This is a genomic window from Nocardia sp. NBC_00565, from assembly GCF_036345915.1.
Lineage (GTDB): Bacteria > Actinomycetota > Actinomycetes > Mycobacteriales > Mycobacteriaceae > Nocardia.
This window is the reverse complement of record NZ_CP107785.1, coordinates 396,958-413,119: the sequence shown is the minus strand read 5'-3', so window position 1 is coordinate 413,119 and position 16,162 is coordinate 396,958. Positions and strand designations below refer to the sequence as shown.

The 16,162-nt window shown below is 66.7% G+C and carries 15 protein-coding genes; 6 read left to right on the top strand and 9 right to left on the bottom strand.

Annotated elements, in window-relative coordinates; all coding sequences use genetic code 11:
* Positions 1-18: 18 nt before the first annotated feature.
* The 8 genes from OG874_RS02290 to OG874_RS02255 form a co-directional block, all read right to left on the bottom strand.
* Positions 19-618, bottom strand: a complete 600-nt coding sequence (locus OG874_RS02290; protein WP_330253462.1) for an SGNH/GDSL hydrolase family protein — start codon at positions 616-618, stop codon at positions 19-21.
* The gene (locus OG874_RS02285; protein ID WP_330253461.1) at positions 615-1,865 is read right to left on the bottom strand and encodes an NAD(P)/FAD-dependent oxidoreductase; all 1,251 of its coding nucleotides are present in this window, start codon (positions 1,863-1,865) and stop codon (positions 615-617) included. Before OG874_RS02285 ends, OG874_RS02290 begins: the two co-directional genes overlap by 4 nt.
* A gap of 104 nt (positions 1,866-1,969) precedes the next feature.
* Entirely contained in the window at positions 1,970-3,700 is a 1,731-nt protein-coding gene (locus OG874_RS02280) for an AMP-dependent synthetase/ligase (protein ID WP_330253460.1), read from the bottom strand.
* Positions 3,701-3,788: 88 nt separating this feature from the next.
* Positions 3,789-4,721, bottom strand: a complete 933-nt coding sequence (locus tag OG874_RS02275) for a LysR family transcriptional regulator (RefSeq protein WP_330253459.1) — start codon at positions 4,719-4,721, stop codon at positions 3,789-3,791.
* Between the two features lie 246 nt (positions 4,722-4,967).
* Positions 4,968-6,236: a cytochrome P450 gene (locus tag OG874_RS02270; RefSeq protein WP_330253458.1), complete on the bottom strand. Its 1,269-nt coding sequence runs from the start codon at positions 6,234-6,236 to the stop codon at positions 4,968-4,970.
* 91 nt (positions 6,237-6,327) lie between these two features.
* Complete coding sequence (locus OG874_RS02265; RefSeq protein ID WP_330253457.1) at positions 6,328-7,677, bottom strand: NAD(P)/FAD-dependent oxidoreductase; 1,350 nt, start codon at positions 7,675-7,677, stop codon at positions 6,328-6,330.
* A gap of 67 nt (positions 7,678-7,744) precedes the next feature.
* A complete protein-coding gene (locus tag OG874_RS02260; protein ID WP_330253456.1) occupies positions 7,745-9,016 on the bottom strand; it encodes a cytochrome P450 in 1,272 nt (423 codons plus the stop codon).
* Positions 9,013-10,251: a cytochrome P450 gene (locus tag OG874_RS02255; RefSeq protein ID WP_330253455.1), complete on the bottom strand. Its 1,239-nt coding sequence runs from the start codon at positions 10,249-10,251 to the stop codon at positions 9,013-9,015. Before OG874_RS02255 ends, OG874_RS02260 begins: the two co-directional genes overlap by 4 nt.
* A gap of 226 nt (positions 10,252-10,477) precedes the next feature.
* Between OG874_RS02255 and OG874_RS02250 the strand changes: the two genes are divergently transcribed.
* The 6 genes from OG874_RS02250 to OG874_RS02225 are packed head-to-tail and all read left to right on the top strand — an operon-like array spanning position 10,478 to position 15,419.
* Positions 10,478-12,130 carry a fatty acyl-AMP ligase gene (locus OG874_RS02250; protein ID WP_330253454.1) on the top strand — a complete coding sequence of 551 codons (1,653 nt, stop codon included), beginning with the start codon at positions 10,478-10,480 and terminating at the stop codon, positions 12,128-12,130.
* Positions 12,131-12,160: 30 nt separating this feature from the next.
* A complete protein-coding gene (locus OG874_RS02245; RefSeq protein WP_330253453.1) occupies positions 12,161-12,949 on the top strand; it encodes a ferritin-like domain-containing protein in 789 nt (262 codons plus the stop codon).
* A 3-nt stretch (positions 12,950-12,952) separates the two neighbouring features.
* Positions 12,953-13,477 (top strand): PaaI family thioesterase, encoded by a 525-nt coding sequence (locus tag OG874_RS02240; RefSeq protein ID WP_330253452.1) that lies wholly within the window; start codon positions 12,953-12,955, stop codon positions 13,475-13,477.
* The gene (locus OG874_RS02235) at positions 13,477-13,737 is read left to right on the top strand and encodes an acyl carrier protein (protein WP_330253451.1); all 261 of its coding nucleotides are present in this window, start codon (positions 13,477-13,479) and stop codon (positions 13,735-13,737) included. The genes OG874_RS02240 and OG874_RS02235 overlap by 1 nt, the downstream gene beginning before the upstream one ends.
* On the top strand, positions 13,734-14,567 hold the full coding sequence (locus OG874_RS02230; protein WP_330253450.1) for an SAM-dependent methyltransferase: 834 nt from the start codon (positions 13,734-13,736) through the stop codon (positions 14,565-14,567). Before OG874_RS02235 ends, OG874_RS02230 begins: the two co-directional genes overlap by 4 nt.
* 9 nt (positions 14,568-14,576) lie before the next feature.
* Positions 14,577-15,419 (top strand): acyl-ACP desaturase, encoded by an 843-nt coding sequence (locus tag OG874_RS02225; protein ID WP_330253449.1) that lies wholly within the window; start codon positions 14,577-14,579, stop codon positions 15,417-15,419.
* Between the two features lie 49 nt (positions 15,420-15,468).
* On the opposite strand, the gene OG874_RS02220 is transcribed toward OG874_RS02225, so the two are convergent.
* Complete coding sequence (locus tag OG874_RS02220; protein WP_330253448.1) at positions 15,469-15,936, bottom strand: PaaI family thioesterase; 468 nt, start codon at positions 15,934-15,936, stop codon at positions 15,469-15,471.
* Between the last annotated feature and the right edge of the window lie 226 nt (positions 15,937-16,162).

Genomic DNA, 16,162 nt, shown 5'->3' with positions numbered 1-16,162 from the left:
TCGAACCGGATGGAAAGATCAGGCGGCGACGGTGGTCGCGGTACGCGACGCGATGAGTTCGGCCGCGCCCGCGGCGAACATGTGGTGGCCGAGGGAGCTCGGGTGCAGACCGTCGGCGGTCCACACCTCCGGCCGCTCCCACTCCGGCTGAGCCGCGATATCCAGCAGCAGCGCGCCGGTTTCGGCGGTGACGGTGGCCAGCACGATATTCGCGAAAGCGAACCGCTCCCGCAGCAGCCCGCGGAATCCGTCCGGCACCGGCAGCCGGGCCGGGATATCCGGATAGCTGGCGGTGAAAACCGTTGCGCCGGTGTCGCGCAACGCGCCGAAGAGCATGCCGAGGTTGCGCTCGAACCGGTCCGCGTCGAATTCGCTGACCAGATCGTTCACACCGACGACCACGCCATAGAGGCCGCAGCGCGCCGAAACCGCACGGCGCAGTTGCTGTTCGAGCACTACACCCGTCGTCGCGCCGTGCTCGCCCAGGTTGCGCAGCGCGGCGGGCCGCAAGCCGAGCTGGCCGCCGAGGCGAGGCACCCAGCCGCGGTAGCCGCCACCGGCCGCGGCGTCACCGCGGCCCTCGACGAAGCTGTCCCCGATCGCGGTCAGCCCGATCACGCCGTCACCCCGTCCTTGGTGACATGGCGCGCGTCGACCGGGAAGTCGACCTTCTCGTACAGCTCGCCCAGCTCCTGCTCACCGAAGTACTTGTCCGGCGAGTAGATTCCGGCGATCAGACCGAAGAACTTCTTCGAGTAGTCCGCGTCGTAGCTGGTGGCGCGGAACACCGAATCGTAGTAAGGGGTCAGCGACAGCTCCGAAATGTTCTGTGTCAGTTCATAAGTGCTCGCACTCTGCGCGTCGCGCTCGACCTGATACTCGGCCAGCGCTTCGTCGAGCGGACGCGCGCCCGACAGTCCGGCGTCGACCAGATCGGCCAGCAGCTGGGCGTACTTGAACGCGTCGGTGATGCCCCAGCCGGTGAACGGATCCTTGTGGTAGCCGGCGTCACCCACCAGCGCCCAACCGGGTCCATAGGAGTGGCGCCGGTAGTTGTCCGGGTAGAGCATGGGCCGGAACTGCTCCACCCGCTTGCCGGTATCGCGCAGTCGAGCGCCGAGTTCCGGGTCGATCTGTTCGACGATCTCCTGCACACCCGCATCCGGATCGGTGCGGAAGTCGCGGAACCGGTCGCGCTTGCGCATGACCGCGACCAGCGAGAGCCCGTCATTGGTCGGCCAGGCCGCGAACTGCTGCTCACCGAATCCGGTGCGGTGCTGCATACCCCAGTCCACGCCGTCGTAGTAGGAGTAGTAGATGAAGCACGCCGCGGGCGAGCCCTCGTACACCTCGGTCCCGACCGCCTTCGCGACGGTCGAGTTCGAACCGTCGGCGCCGATCACCAGTCCGGCGCGGAACTCCTGTTCGGCTCCGTCGCCGACGCGCCCGCGAATGCCGACCACGCGATCCTCGTCGAACACCAGCTCGGTGACCGAGAATCCGTGGATCACCTCGACGCCCGCATTACCCGCGGCGTCGACCAGGATCTTGTCCAGCACCGTGCGGCGCGGGCAGTACACGACGTCGATGCCGTCGGCCGCCACATCGGCGAAGCCCTTGATGACGATGTCGGTGTAGGAGAAGTTCAGGTGCCGGATCGGCGGGCAGCCGGAGGCGACCACTTCGTCCAGCAGACCCCAGGACTTCAACATCCCGAGCCCGGCCTGGTGGATGTAATGGGTCGATGGCGTATCACTGGGGAAGGTGGCCCGGTCCACGGCGAGGACCCGGTAGCCCTTCCTGGCGAGCAGCATGGCCAGCGGGGAACCCGCCACCCGAGTTCCGACAACGATGACGTCGTACATGTTCGCATCACTTTCCGGTAGTCGAATTCCGATTTCGAGTCTGTGGTCGGTGCGCGATGAAAACCACCGCGGCCAGTGGTAATTCATCGGTCGATCGGCCGCGCCTATGGAACGCTCTGACGCGCGGGATAGAGGTGATCGATATCGGCGGCATAAGCCGTCGCGATGGCGGCCCTGCGCAGCTTGCGCGAGGAAGTCAGCAATCCGTCCTCGACGGTGAAATCACCGTCCACGATTCGAAATGCTCGAATCGATTCCGGCCGGGAGACAAGGGAATTCGCATCGTCGACCGCGGACTGGACGGCGGCCTCGATGTCACCGTCCGGCTGCGCGTCGCGCCAGCGCTGGACCTGCACCGGGTCCAGGGTCACCAGCGCGGTGACGTAATCGCGCCCGTCCCCGACCACCATGCAGTTGCTGATCAGCGGATGCAGCCGCACCCGGTCCTCCAGCGGCGCGGGCGCCACATTCTTGCCGCCGGAGGTCACCAGGATCTCCTTCTTGCGGCCGGTGATGCGCAGGTACCCGTCGGCGTCGAGTTCGCCGAGATCACCGGTGTGCAACCAGCCCTCGTCATCGACCATGGAATGCAGCGTCGCGGAGCGACTCGATGAGGGGCGGTGGTCGGGCGACGGGTGGGCCTGATCGGCCGCCGTGCCCCAGTAGCCCGGCGAGACGTGCGGGCCGCCGACCAGCACCTCATTGTCGACGGCCGCGATGGCGACCGAGGTGCCCGGAATCGGCCGGCCCACGGTGCCGAGCCGGTTGGTCTCCGGCGCGCTGACCGTCACGGCGGTCGCCGCCTCGGTGAGCCCGTAGCAGTTCAGCAGCACCACACCGAAACCCGCGTAGAAGCCGACGGTCGACTCGTCGAGCGAGGCGCCGCCGGAGATGACATTGCGCAGCTCGCCGCCGAACGCGGCCGCCACCGGATGGTCGCTCGGCTCCGGAGTGGCCCCCGCACGCAGCGTGTCCAGCCCCCGCGCCACCGCCTCCTGCTCCTCGGTGCCCGACAGCAGCGTGCGGCAGTACTTGCGAATCTTCTCCAGTCCGAAGGGAATCAGCGCCAGGAAGGTCGGGCGCAGCTTCGGCAGCACCGGGACCAGGTCGGGAATGCCGGGCAGCAGGTGGGTGCGGCTGCCGCCGAACAGGCAGGCGAACAGGATGGTCTGGCCGAAGACGTGTGAGAGCGGCAGTGCCAGCACGGTCGTGCCGTCGAACAGGTCGCCGGTCTGACGCACCGTATTGGCCGAGGAGACGAACATATTGCGGTGCGTGATCATGCAGCCTTTGGAGACGCCGGTGGTGCCGCTGGTGTAGACGATCATGGCCAGGTCATCGGCGTGCACCGCATTGATGCGCGCGTCGAGACCGGGATCGATCTCGGTGACCGACCAGTCCGCGATCAGCGCGAAGGTCCAGACCTCGGTCGCGCCGGCGTCCAGCAGGCGCGCGGCATCGGCTTCGTCCTCGGCCGCGAAATAGGTGCTGCCGCTATCGCGCAGGATGTGCTCGATCTGCGACGGCGAGGAGGTCGGATACACCGGAACCACCACCGCGCCGAGGGCGAGCAGCGCGCAATCCAGCAGCGCCCACTCCAAGCTGGTACGGCCCAGGATCGCGACCCGGTCCCCCGCCGCGACACCGCGCGCGGCGAGGGCCGAAGCCAGCGCCCGCGCGCGCCGGTCCACGTCGGCACAGCTGAGTTGCGTGCCGTCCGCACCGCACAGCGAATGCCGTTGCGGATGTTCGGCGGCCGCACCGGAAATCACCGAGTACAAACTCGCGTCGTCCGGTAGCTCGATTCCGTTCTCGGTGACAGACACTGTATTCACAATGTCGAATTCTGGTCGGCGACAATGAATTACGTCCCCGCCGATACGGCGTTTCCTACCGCGCGAATGTCATGGCCTATCGAAGGACTCAAGCCGACAGCGCGCGGGCAATATCTAGACGTGCCGGTTCGGGGGAATCCACGCAATCCAGGAAAAGCGACACCGCCGGATTCGTCTCGTCCGCACGCCACACCGCGTACAAATCCAACGTCGGTACCGGATCGAAGAGTTTGACCGCCACCGAACTGCTGCCCGTCGCGCCCATACCCATCGAGATCGCGCGCGGCAGCGAGGCGAATCCGACGAGCGGACGCACCGAAACCATATGCGCGGTCGCGCCCGGATCATCTGCGCTCTGCGCGACGGCCAGGGTGATCTTGGTATCCGCTGCGGCCCGGAAGATGGAGTCGTACATGGCCGGACACTGCTCGCGGGCGAACAGCACACACTCCTGGCCCTCCAGTTCGGCGAAGGGCACACCCGGGCGGTCGGCCCACCGGTGTCTTCGTCCGACCACCGCCACCAGCGGAACCCGGTGCAGCAGCCGCCGATACCGGAAATCCGTGGTGCTCGGATGGCCGTACACCAGCGCCAGATCGAGCGAGCCGTCGGAGAGCGCCGCCATCTGCGGGCCGGTGCGCTTCTCCCACAGCGACACCACGATATCGGGGTGCCGGTCGGTCATCCTGGTGAGCGCCTCCGGCAGCACATGTCTGCTGGCCGGGAGGTTGTAGCCGATATTGAGGGCGCCCGCCCGTCCCTCCGCGGTCGCCTTGGCGACCGCGGCGGCTCGGTCCATCTGGGCCACGATGATCCGGGCTTGACTCTCGAACTCCCGGCCCGCCGGGGTCAGCTTGACCTCGTGGGAGTTGCGTGCGACCAGTTGCACGCCGAGCGATTTCTCCAGTTTCTGCAGCTGGGCACTGAGACTGGGCTGCGTGAGATGCAAGCGCTGCGCTGCGCGGCCGAAATGCAACTCTTCGGCAATAGTGATGAATGAAACCAGATGTCGGAACTCCATACGACCGGCTCCTTATTCCGCGTACCCGAAACGTTAGCGGAGCCAGATAACCGAGGATGAACCGCGATCGGACGGATATTGCCGAGACCATTGCGGCCGGGTGAACTGACCCCGGGTGGCCTGCACGAATGTCCTGAGCGGAGCCGTGACCATTCAGCATCCCCGAAACCGCGTTGTGACGCAACAGCTACCGCAAGAGATCACCTTCGGACCCGGCGCGCTATGACACCGGGTCCGAAGCGGTACTCACTTGGCCGTGAAACTCGTCGGCAAGGACTCCAGCCCGCGGATCACCACATTGGGCTTGTATCGCGGTGTATCCGAAAGCAGCTCGATATCACGCACTTTGCGCAACAGCACGTCGAGCAGCACCTCCATCTCGAGCAGCGCCAGCGGCGCGCCGAGGCAGTAGTGGATGCCCAGGCTGAAGCCGAGGTGCTTCTTGGCCGGATGCTTCGGATCGGAGTACCTGGCGACGTCCACACGATCGGAATCCGGGAAGACGTCGTCGTCGCGGTTGGCCGAATTGATCAGCACCACAACACCTTCGCCCTGCTCGAAATCATGACCGGCGACGGTGATCGGGCGGGTCGCGGCGCGCGTGGTGATCTGCACCGACGGCTCCAGCCGCAACAGTTCGTCGGGCGCGGTCGCGGTCAGCTCGGGACGTGCGCGCAGCGCGGCGATTTCGCCCGGATTGCGCATCAGCTGCAGCATGCCGGTGCCGATCAGGTTGGCGGTGGTCTCGTGCCCGGCGACGAAGGTGGTGATGCAGGTGGCGAGCAATTCCTGTTCGGTGAGCACATCGCCGCGGTCCTCGACCTGCGACAGCACACTCAACAGGTCGTCCTTCGGATCGCGACGCCGCTCATTGAGCAGTTCACGGAAGTAGGACATGAAGCCGCGCGAACCGGCGCTGCGGGCCCGCAGCGCTTCCTCGGGCAGTGTGTAGTCGTGGTCGAAACCGCGAGCCAGATCCTGGGACCACTGGTGCACCTGCGCGTAGGCCTCCGGCGGTACGCCGATCAGCTCGCAGGCGATGATCAGCGGCAGCGGGTAGGCGATCTTCTCGACGAGATCGAATTCGCCCGCGGCCAAGGCATTGTCGACCAACTCTTCGGTGAGTTCCTCGATGCGGGGGCGCAGCCGGGTCACCATGCGCGGGGTGAAGCCCTTGGTCACCAGATTGCGCAACCGGGTGTGGTCCGGCGGCTCCATCCACAGGAACGAGGTGGGCAGTTCCTCCGGTGCGTCCTCCGGCGACACGGTGGGGTGCATCATCGCGGCCTCTTCCGCGTGACTCCACGCGGTGGTCGACAGCACGGCGACGCAGTCGTCGTAGCGGGTCAGTAGACGATGGCCGAGCGGGGTCTGGTGCAGTGGGCCCGCCTCGCGCAGCACGCGCGCGGGGGTATATGGGTCGGATCTGCCTTCCGGGCCGAATAAGTGGGCGATGGCGGTCTGCACTGCGGAATCCTGTTCCGCGACAGCCGTGCTCGCGTGCGACGAGTCCATATCGGGTGGTCCCTTCGGTGCGCCGCGCCGCCGAACTGGCGGTGCGGCCGGTCGGAATGTGACGGTGCGGGCCGCGGCGCTGCGGTTCCCGTCACCTCGTCGGTTGGCTGAGGATCGGTGTGGGTTCGATGGGCGCGGCGGTTCTGCCATTGCCGCGCAGCAGGATGCGGCCCGCGATCTGCGGATGCAGTAGTGCCGTCGGGGGTTCGACCAGGTTGGCGACCCGCAGGAAGGTGCGCGCCACCCGCGGATCGACATGTGCGGCACGGTGCGCTCGGGCGACGTAGGCGTTGGTGAGGCGAGTGCGGGTGGTGCGCGGGCCGATGACGCCGGGATGACCGAGATCGGCGCCCGCGGCGAGTTGCCAGGCGACATCGACCACTTTTCCCGCGGCCGCATAGAACTGGGCGGGCAGATCAGTGGAGTCGGCTGCCAGGCAGTCGCGTAAGGCGAGGGCCTGCTGCGCGGCCACCGCCATACCCTGCGCGTACAGCGGATTGAAGCTGCACAGTGCGTCACCGAGGACCAGAAAGCCCTGCGGCACCGCCGAGAGCCGCTCGAATCGGCGGCGCACCGGGGACTTGAACCGGTGCGGCACCGCCTCGTCGAGCGGTTCGGATGTGGTGATGAGCTCATGGATATCGGGTGCGGCGATAGTGGTCGCGAAGTCCGCGAACTCTTCGGGGTCGGTCGGCGGATGATCGCCGAGCATCCCGGCCAGGGTGATATGCCAGCGGTCGCCCTCGACCCGAATCGCGCCGCCACCGCGGCCGTTCGCGCCCGTGGAGATGATCACCGACGAATGCCCGCCCAATTGCCCCGGCGTCCACCGGAACAACCGGGAGGCGTAGCCGAGATCGACCTCGAGGCGCTCCTCCTCCGGTATCCGCGCGCCGAGTGCGGCCAGCCATACGCTCGCCCGCGATCCGCGCCCGGTCGCGTCCACGACCAGATCCGTGGCGTGCGCCTCCGCGCCGTACCCGCCGGAGATCGAGACCGCGCGCACCCGATCCGCATCGCCGATCAGCCCGCGCGCGATGCCCTCACACAGCCGCACTCCCGGCGTGGCCAGGGTGCGTTGCCGCAGCACCGATTCCAGCAGCGGTCTGGTCGCCATGACGGAGGTGAGTCCGGTCGAGGTCGGCGCAACCCGCAATCCGCCTACGTACCAGCGGGTTCCGACCAAAGCCTCCGCGGTGGTCGCGCCACGGTCGGCCATCTCGGAGGTGAAGCCCGGGTAGAGCTGTTCGATGATCGTGCGGCCGCGATCCAGCAGGCCGTGCAGGTGCCGCGCCTGCGGTACGCCGCGCCGCACGGCCGCCCCGGTCACCACGTCGCGCTCGACGATGGTGACCCGGGAGAAGTGCTCGGAGAGCACCCGGGCGGCGAGCAATCCGGCGATGCCCGCGCCCAGCACTACCGCGTGCCGACCCTCGTTCATGACTCCGCCTCGCCGGCGCTCAGCTCCGTCATGACCGAGATGTCGGCTGTGTTGATTATTCGCTCGCTCATAACGTCACCGGCAACGACACGATGCCGCGGTGGATCAGACTGGGTCGGTATTCGACGGCCTCGGTGGCCAGCTCGAGTTTCGGGGCGCGTTCGAGCAGGGTGCCGAGGGCGGCCTCGGCCTCGATGCGTGCCAGCGGTGCGCCGACGCAGTAGTGGATGCCGAGACTGAAACCGAGATGCTTGCGGGCCGGACGGTTTCCGGCGTAGCGGGTGACGTCGAAGGTGTCCGCATCCGGGTAGACCCGGTCGTCCCGGCTGGCCGATGCGGTGAGCACCACCACGCCGTCGCCGCGACGGAACCGATGCTCGCCGACGGTGGTGTCGGCCAGAGCGACCCGGATAGTGAACTGGGTCGGTGCGTCGTAGCGCAGCATCTCTTCCAGCGACGGCGCGATCAGCTCCGGATTGTCCCGAAGTCGTTGCAGCTGCGCCGGATTGCGCAGCAGTGCGAGCATGCCGTTGCCGATCAGGTTGATCGAGGTCTCCATGCCGGCGACCAGCGTCAGCAAGGCGATCCCGATCACCTCGGGCTCGGACAACTGCTCACCGTCCGCGCTCGCGGCGACCAAGGCGCTCAACAGATCCGGTGTTGGATCCGCCTTCTTCTGCTGAATCAGCCGGGCGAAGTACCCCATGCACTCCATCGCCGCGGTGCCGCGCGCGGCCACCTCGTGCGCGCCGAGCAGCGAATCCGGGTCGCTACCGCGCGCGATCGCCAACTGCCACTCGCGGAACAGCGCGCCATCGGCCGGATCGGCGCCGAGCAGCCGGACCGGCACCATCGCCACCGCCAGCGGCACCGCGAGATCGTTCAGCACATCGAGTTCGCCACGCCGCAGCGCGGATTCGACCAGATCGCCGACGACCCGACCGGCGAGCGGCACCATCTCCGTCATCATCTTGGGCGTGAACGCCTTCGCCACCAGCTTGCGGTAGCGACCGTGTTCGGGCGGATCCATCCGGACGAACGACCCCGGAATCGCGGCGGTGGTATCCCGGAACGGGCTGATTCCGGCGGCATAGCCGTGACCCCAGTCCGAGCCGGTCAGGATGGCGGCACATTCCTCGTAGCGGGTGATCAAAGTGACCGGCACATCGCCGAATTCGTACGGGAACAATGCGGCGGCGTCACGCACCCGGCGGTAGGCCGGATAAGGATCCGCGCGCTCGCTCGGGTCGAACGCGTCGAAAGTAATCGGAATGGCGGTAGGCTCACCCGTCGCCCGACTACCACCCCTGGTGGAATCGCTGCGCGATATTGTATTCATCTGGCCTCCAGCCGGACGTGCAGTTGGGACATGCCACGCACCACCACATTCGGCCGGTAGGGCGGTTCCGCGAGCAGAGTCATGGATCCGACGCGCTCGGTAATCGCGCGCAGCACCACCTGCATCTCCAGCCGGGCCAGCGGCGCGCCGAGGCAGTAGTGCAGCCCGAGCCCGAAGGACAAGTGCCGCTCCGGCTTTCGGCCCCCGGCATAGCGTGCGACGTCGAACCTGTCGGCGTCGGGGAAGGCGAGCGGATCGCGATTGGCCGAGGCGAGCAGCACGATCACCGCGTCGCCCGGTCCGAAAGTTCTTCCGGAGACGGTGATTTCGTCGTGCGCGGTGCGGGTGGTGAGGTGCACGGGCGCGTCGTAGCGCAGCACCTCGTCGACGGCGGGCTCGCACAGTTCGGGGAACTCGCGCAGCCGCTCGAACTCCTCGGGATGGCGGATCAGCGCGAGTACACCGTTGCCGATCAGGTTCACCGTCGTCTCGTGCCCGGCGACGACGAGAATCAGCAGCGTGCCGAGCAATTCGGTGCGGGTCAGCCGGGCGCCGGCGTCGTCGGCCTGCACCAGCGCCGTGATCAGATCCGCACGCGGCGCCTTGCGTCGCTGTTCCACCAGATCGCCGAAGAATTCCAGGAAGGAGTGCACCGCCGCGGTGCGCGCGGCCAATTCTTCGGCCGAGAGCAGTAGGTCGGGATCGAGACCGCGAGCGATTCCGGTCGAGATCTGGCGCACATGTTCGTGCGCCTCGGCGGGCACACCGAGCAGCTCGCACACCATGGTGAGCGGCAGCGGATACGCCAGTGCGTCGAGCAGGTCGACATCGCCGACGGCGAGCATTTTCGCCAGCAGATCGTCGACGAGCTGTTCGGCCCTGGCTCGCATGCCGCTGACCGTCCGCGCGGTGAATGCCTTGCTGACCAGGCCACGCAACCGGGTGTGCTCCGGCGGCTCCATCCACAGGAACGACCCGGGCAGTTCGACATCGCTGTCGCCGTGCAGCAGCTGCGGTTCCTCGGCATGGCTCCAGCGCGGGTCCTGCATGATCGTCTGCGCCTCGTGGTGGCGCGTCACCAGCTGCATATCGTGCGGCCCCGGTACGAATGGGCCCGCCCCGCGCAAAACCTGGTAACTGCCGTACGGATTGTGCCGCATATGGGGTGCGACGCTTTCGACGACCGCCAGCTGGACCGGGGTCGACTCGTCGACCGTGGAATGGTCGGAACTCACCGGCAACTCCTGAAATGGAATGCGAAATGGACACCCGGGGAAAACAATTCCGGTCCATCGTGGTCCCGGCGCACCAACCGATACGGCGACGATTGCCCGTTCCTATCGCGCCATAGCCCGAATCCCGTATCAGGCAACGCGATTGGTTGATCGCCGTTGTTTATCGCAGACGGTAATTCACAATGCGTTCAAGGCGTCGTCACAATTCGCTGTTGTCGTGGCAGACATGAATTCTGCGGAATCGGTCGAAACGCTGCCGGGCCGCCTGGCCGAGATCGCGGCCGAGCACCCCGAGGTGACCGCCACATTCTGGTCGGTATCGGAAACGCTCACCTACGCCGAGCTCGACCGGTTGTCCCGGGTGGCCGCCGCCGCACTGGTCCGGCGTGGGGTACAGCGAGGCGAGCCGGTGGGCATTCTGTGCCCGAATGCGCCCGAATTCCTGATCGGCCTGTTCGGCGTCGCGGCGGCCGGCGGTGCGGCCACTCCCCTGCCCTTGCCCGCCGGGGCCCAGCAGATGAGCGGGTACCCGCAGAAGCTGCGCGCGATTGTCCAGTCCGCGGGGATGCGCACCGTCCTGATATCGCACCGGTTCGCCGATCTGGCCGCGCTGCTCGGCGCCGCCGTTGACGTCGAATTAGTCGACACCGCAACGCTATTCGCCGAAATCGAAGACAGTCAGCTGCCGACACTCGGGGCCGACGACCTGGCCATCGTGCAGTTCACCTCCGGCAGCACCGCCACCCCCAAAGGCGTGCGCCTGACCCACCACAACGCCCTCAGCGGGCTGGCCGCGATCCGCACCGGCATCGCACTCGACCTGGACGACCAAGGCGGATTCTGGCTGCCGCTGTTCCACGATATGGGCCTGTTCGGCACGTTATCGGCCATCCTGCGCGGCATTCCCGCGCACGTCTGGTCACCGCTGGCGTTCGTCAAGGATCCGGCCCGCTGGCTCGCCGAATTCGCGGCCAGCGGCACCACCATCACCGCGATGCCGAATTTCGGCTACGAGGCGCTGCTGAGCGCGATCGCACCGGACCAGGTCGCCGACTACGACCTGCGGCACTGGCGCATCGCGTTCAACGGCTCCGAACCGATCGCCCGCGACGTGGTCCGCGCCTTCTGCGAGCGTTTCGCCCCCGCGGGTTTCGCACCGTCGACGATGTTCGGGGTCTACGGCATGGCCGAGGCCACCCTCGCCGTCGCTTTCCCGCCGCTGGGCCGGGAACCGTTGTTCGAGTGGGTCGATCGGGCGCGGCTGGCCGATGATGCTCGGGCACAGCATGTTTCGCCGGACGCGCCGGGCGCGCGGGCGGTGGCCGGTGTCGGTTCCGCGGTCGCCGGTCTGCGCCTGCGCATCGTGGATCTCGGCACCGGCCACGAACTCCCGGACGGCGCGGTCGGCGAGATCCACATCCAGGGCCCGTCGGTCACCGACGGCTACCTGACCGCGGATCCGTCGAGTGTGGCGGGTCTGCATACCGAAGGCTGGTTGCGCACCGGCGATCTCGGATATCTGCGCGACGGCGAACTGTTCGTCACCGGCCGATGCAAGGACATGATCACCGTGCGCGGCGACAATTATTACGCCCAGGACGTCGAGGCGGTGGTGCGCGATCTCGACGGCGTCTACAAGGGCCGGTGCACGGCCGCGACCGATCCCGACGGCGCCGACGTCATCGCGCTGATCGCCGAATCCGAATACACCGGGGCGGACGCCGACGCGCTCGCCACTCGGATCCGCGCCCGCATCGCCACCGAACTCGGGCTGCCCGCGATCGAGGTGTATCTCGTTGCGCCCCGCAGTATTCCACGCACCAGTAGCGGCAAATTGCAGCGCCTCGCCGCCCGCGACCTCATCTCCCCACGGCAATGACCTCTCGCATCGACCGAACTGGAGTCTCCTGTGCACAGCTATGAAGTCTTCCGCCACTACGAGCGCCTGCATTGGCGCCTGGCCGATCTGGACCTCGACGCCGTCGACCGGACGCTGGTCCGGCCCGAGTACGTGACGCTGGCCAAGAGCGCCACCATGGGCGAATCCAATGTCATCGCCGCGGTCCACGGCTTCATGAACGAATTCGTCGACGACTACGACTTCTCCACCTTCGCGGTGGTATGGGGCTACCAGGAAGTGCAGCACCACTACGCTTTCCGCTCCTGGCTCGACGCGGTCGGCGAGAGCGTGGACGACAAGGCGGTCGACTCGATGCGCGAACCGTACGCACCGGGCACCACCCCCTCGGCCACCCTGGCCACCAATATCATCTCCGAACTCACGGTGAACCACATCTACCGCGCGGTCGCGAGCTGGGTGCAGGAGCCGGTGCTGAAGGGCCTGCTGCTCGACGCGAGTCGCGACGAGGCCGGGCACGCCCGCGAATTCATCCACTACACCACCAAGCGGCTCGAACAGCGACCCGAGGAGCTGCCCTCGGTGCTGGAGACCCTGTACGTCTACAGCTCCGAAGCCAAGATCAAGCATCCGGTGAGCACCTTCAAGGCGGGCATCAGCGAACTCGGCGAGCACGAGACCATCGACACCGGATTCGACCTGTTCCTCGAGCAGGTCGCCGCCGAGGGTGAGCTGGATGTGCTGCACGACAAGGTGCGTCGCACCTTCGCCAACATGACCGGCCTCGACCTGTCCTCCAATGCGAAGGTCCGCCGCGCCCTCGCCGACGCGATCGCCTGACCCATGGAGCGACATGGACCGGTTCAGGTGCCGTGGTCGGTGATTCCGGACTACCACTGCTTCGGCTGCTCACCGCATAACGCGTCCGGACTGCGGTTGAGCTTCGAACCGCATGCGGACGGCCTGCAGGCGCGGTTCCGGCTCGGACGATCCTTCGAGTCCTACCCGGGTGTGGTGCACGGCGGGCTCATCGGCGTGATCTGCGACGAGGTGATGGGCAATCTGATCGTGCTGGCCCGCCATCACCCCGCGTTCACCGTCTCCCAGCGCACCCGATTCATCACACCGCTGCTGGTCGACCACGAATACCACTGTGTCGCGACGCTTTCCGGGACCAAGCTGCCGATCCTGGCCTCGGCCGAGATCCTGGACGACGACGGCACCGTCTGCGCGACCTCCAGCGCGGCCTACCAGCCCTTCGAATTCGATGCGGTCCGCCACCAACTCACCCTCGGCGACGACGAGGTCGCCCTGCTCACGCACGCATTGACCACTGCGAATGCCCTCTCTTCGAATGGAGTTCAGTAATGCCCCACACCGCCGACGACATCCTGCGCACCGTCACCGATATCGCCGCCGCCGAGACCGGCATCGCCCAGGCCGACCTGCTGCCCGACGTGGACCTGCGCGGTATGGCCGGCGTCGACTCCGTTCGCGTGCTGCGCATGGTCGCCAAGATCGAACGCACCTATGACATCGAGCTGGAAGACCAGGACGTCTTCGGATTGTCCACCCTCAGCGATGTCGTCAAGGTGGTCGATCGGGCCCTGCGTGAGGCAGCGGCATGACCACCACCGCCGACACCAACCAGCACTACGACCTGGACCCGGATATCTTCGGCCAGTTCCTGGACCCGCTGCGCAAATACAGCTCCGCCCTGTACAACTCGCCGACTGACACCCTCGAGCAGGCGCAGCGGCAGAAACTGCGCTTCGTGGCCGATCGGCTCGGCTTGCACGGCGGCGAGCGTCTGCTGGATGTCGGCTGCGGCTGGGGTTCGCTGATCCTGTTCATGGCCGAGGAATTCGGTTGCGATACCACGGGAATCAGCCCCGCGCCGCGCCAGCACGAGTACATCGCCGAACAGGCGGTCGCACGTGGTGTCGCCGAGCGGGTGCATACCGAGGTCGGGCACTTCGAACGAATCGACTTCCCGGTGCGCGGCTTCGACGCGGTGACGCTGCTCGGCTCGATCGTGCACATGCCCGACCTCGGCGAGATCTTCCGGCGCGCCCGTGCCGTGCTGCGCCGCGGCGGCGCACTGTACGTCTCGGAGAGCTGCTTCCGAAATGCCTCCGCCCGCAATGCCTTCGACACCCGGGTCGGCACCGAGTTCGTGCGCGAGGACATCTTCGGCTGGGGCGATCTGCGTCCGCTCTCGGATCTGGTGAGCGCCGCCGAGGACGCCGGATTCTCGATCATCGCGGTGGACGACCTCACCGAGCACTACCGCCGCACCATCGATGACTGGATCGCCAATGTCGACGCGGCCGCCGAGCGCATCGACGCGCACGGGCCGGGGCTGGCCGCGAAGCTGCGGCACTACCTCGAGATCGCCAATGCCGGATGGGGTTATACGACCAAGCATTACGCGCTGACCTGCCGTAATGTCCGGTAGGAGAGACAGATGAATATCGAATCCGCACTGATTCCCGTCGACGAGGTGGCGGCGGCGGTCGACGGCTTCCTCGCCGCCTCGCCCGCCGCCCGGGCCTGGGATGTGGAGACCGCCTTCGACTGGTCACACGCCGACGCCAACCGGCTCACCGACGGCCAGCGCTCGGCGGTGCAGTTCGTCACCCTCATCGAGGATCACCTGCCCGGCTATTTCGATGTGTACCACCGGCATTTCCCGGTGGACGACACCGTGGATCGCGACACCTTCATCCACAACCGCGAGCTCTACCACTTCACCGTGCGCTGGGCCTTGGAGGAGGACACGCACGCCCGTGCCCTCACCAGATACCAAGAGGCTTCCGGTATCGCCGAACGTGGCTCGCTGCGTGCGGAATTGGCGATCGAAGGGCAGAAACCGTTCGACCTGCCCTACGACCACCCCGTGCAGTTCTTCGCCTACGCGCTGGTTCAGGAGAAGGCGACCCAGATGTACTACCAGCACCTGCGCGATGTGGTCGACGATCCAATTCTCGCGGCGGTGCTCGGGCGGCTCGCGCGCGACGAGGCACGGCATTTCAGCTTCATGGCCGATGTGGTCGGTCGTTATCTGCGGGTGCAGGGCGATGCCACGGTGGAGCCGATCCGCGATGTGATCGCCAACTTCCGCATGCCGTTGGCCGACACCATGCGTGGCTATTGGCGGTGGGCGCTGAAGATCGCCGATGTGGCCGCCTACGACCACACCGAGGCGTACGATCATCTGGTCAAGGTGATCGACCGGACGGTGGACGCCAGATCCGATCGGCTCGACGAACTGGTGCGATTCATCGAAGAATGCCACTCGCTGGCGTGACAATGGCCCTGCCGCTGAAACCGTTTGGAGGCAGGGCCATTCGGGCCTTTCACTGCTCCGAAGGCAACACCAGGATCGTGGTCGAACCGTGTGCGATCAATTTGCCGTTCGCGTCGGTGATCCGCCCCTCCGCGGTCGCGGTGCGTCGCCCGACGTGAATCGCGTTGGCCTCACACGTGAGTCGCGACCCGTCCAGCGTCACCGACCGGATGAAGTTCACCTTGAGCTCCAGGGTCGTATAGGCCACGCCGTCACCGAGTTTCGTGAAGACGGCGCTGCCCATCGCGGTATCCATCAGCGTCGCGATCACCCCGCCGTGCACCGTGAACATGGCATTGATGGTGGCCGGATTGGGATCCAGGTAGTACCGCGTGTAGCCGTCCCCCGCGGTCTGCAACCGAATCCCCAGCGACGCGCCGACTCCCAGATTCTCCTGCAGCCCCCGCTCGAATACCGTGGTCAGTTCGTTGACGCGTGCCGCGACGGTCCCATTACTGTGCGTGTCGATGCTGGTCATGGCCTCTTCCTCGCTGTCGAACGATGCCAGCCCATTCGACCAGCGGCCGGTGAATTCCACTTGGCCGCAGCCCATAACATTCCGACCTTCGATCGAGTGATCGAAATCCGCGCGGCGATCAGTTCCGACACGAATCAGGCTCGATCCGACAAGACGGACCGAGCCTGATTACATTCAGCGACTGGTGTTATCGGCGATCGAACTCGCCGTCGCGAGCGCCACCGAC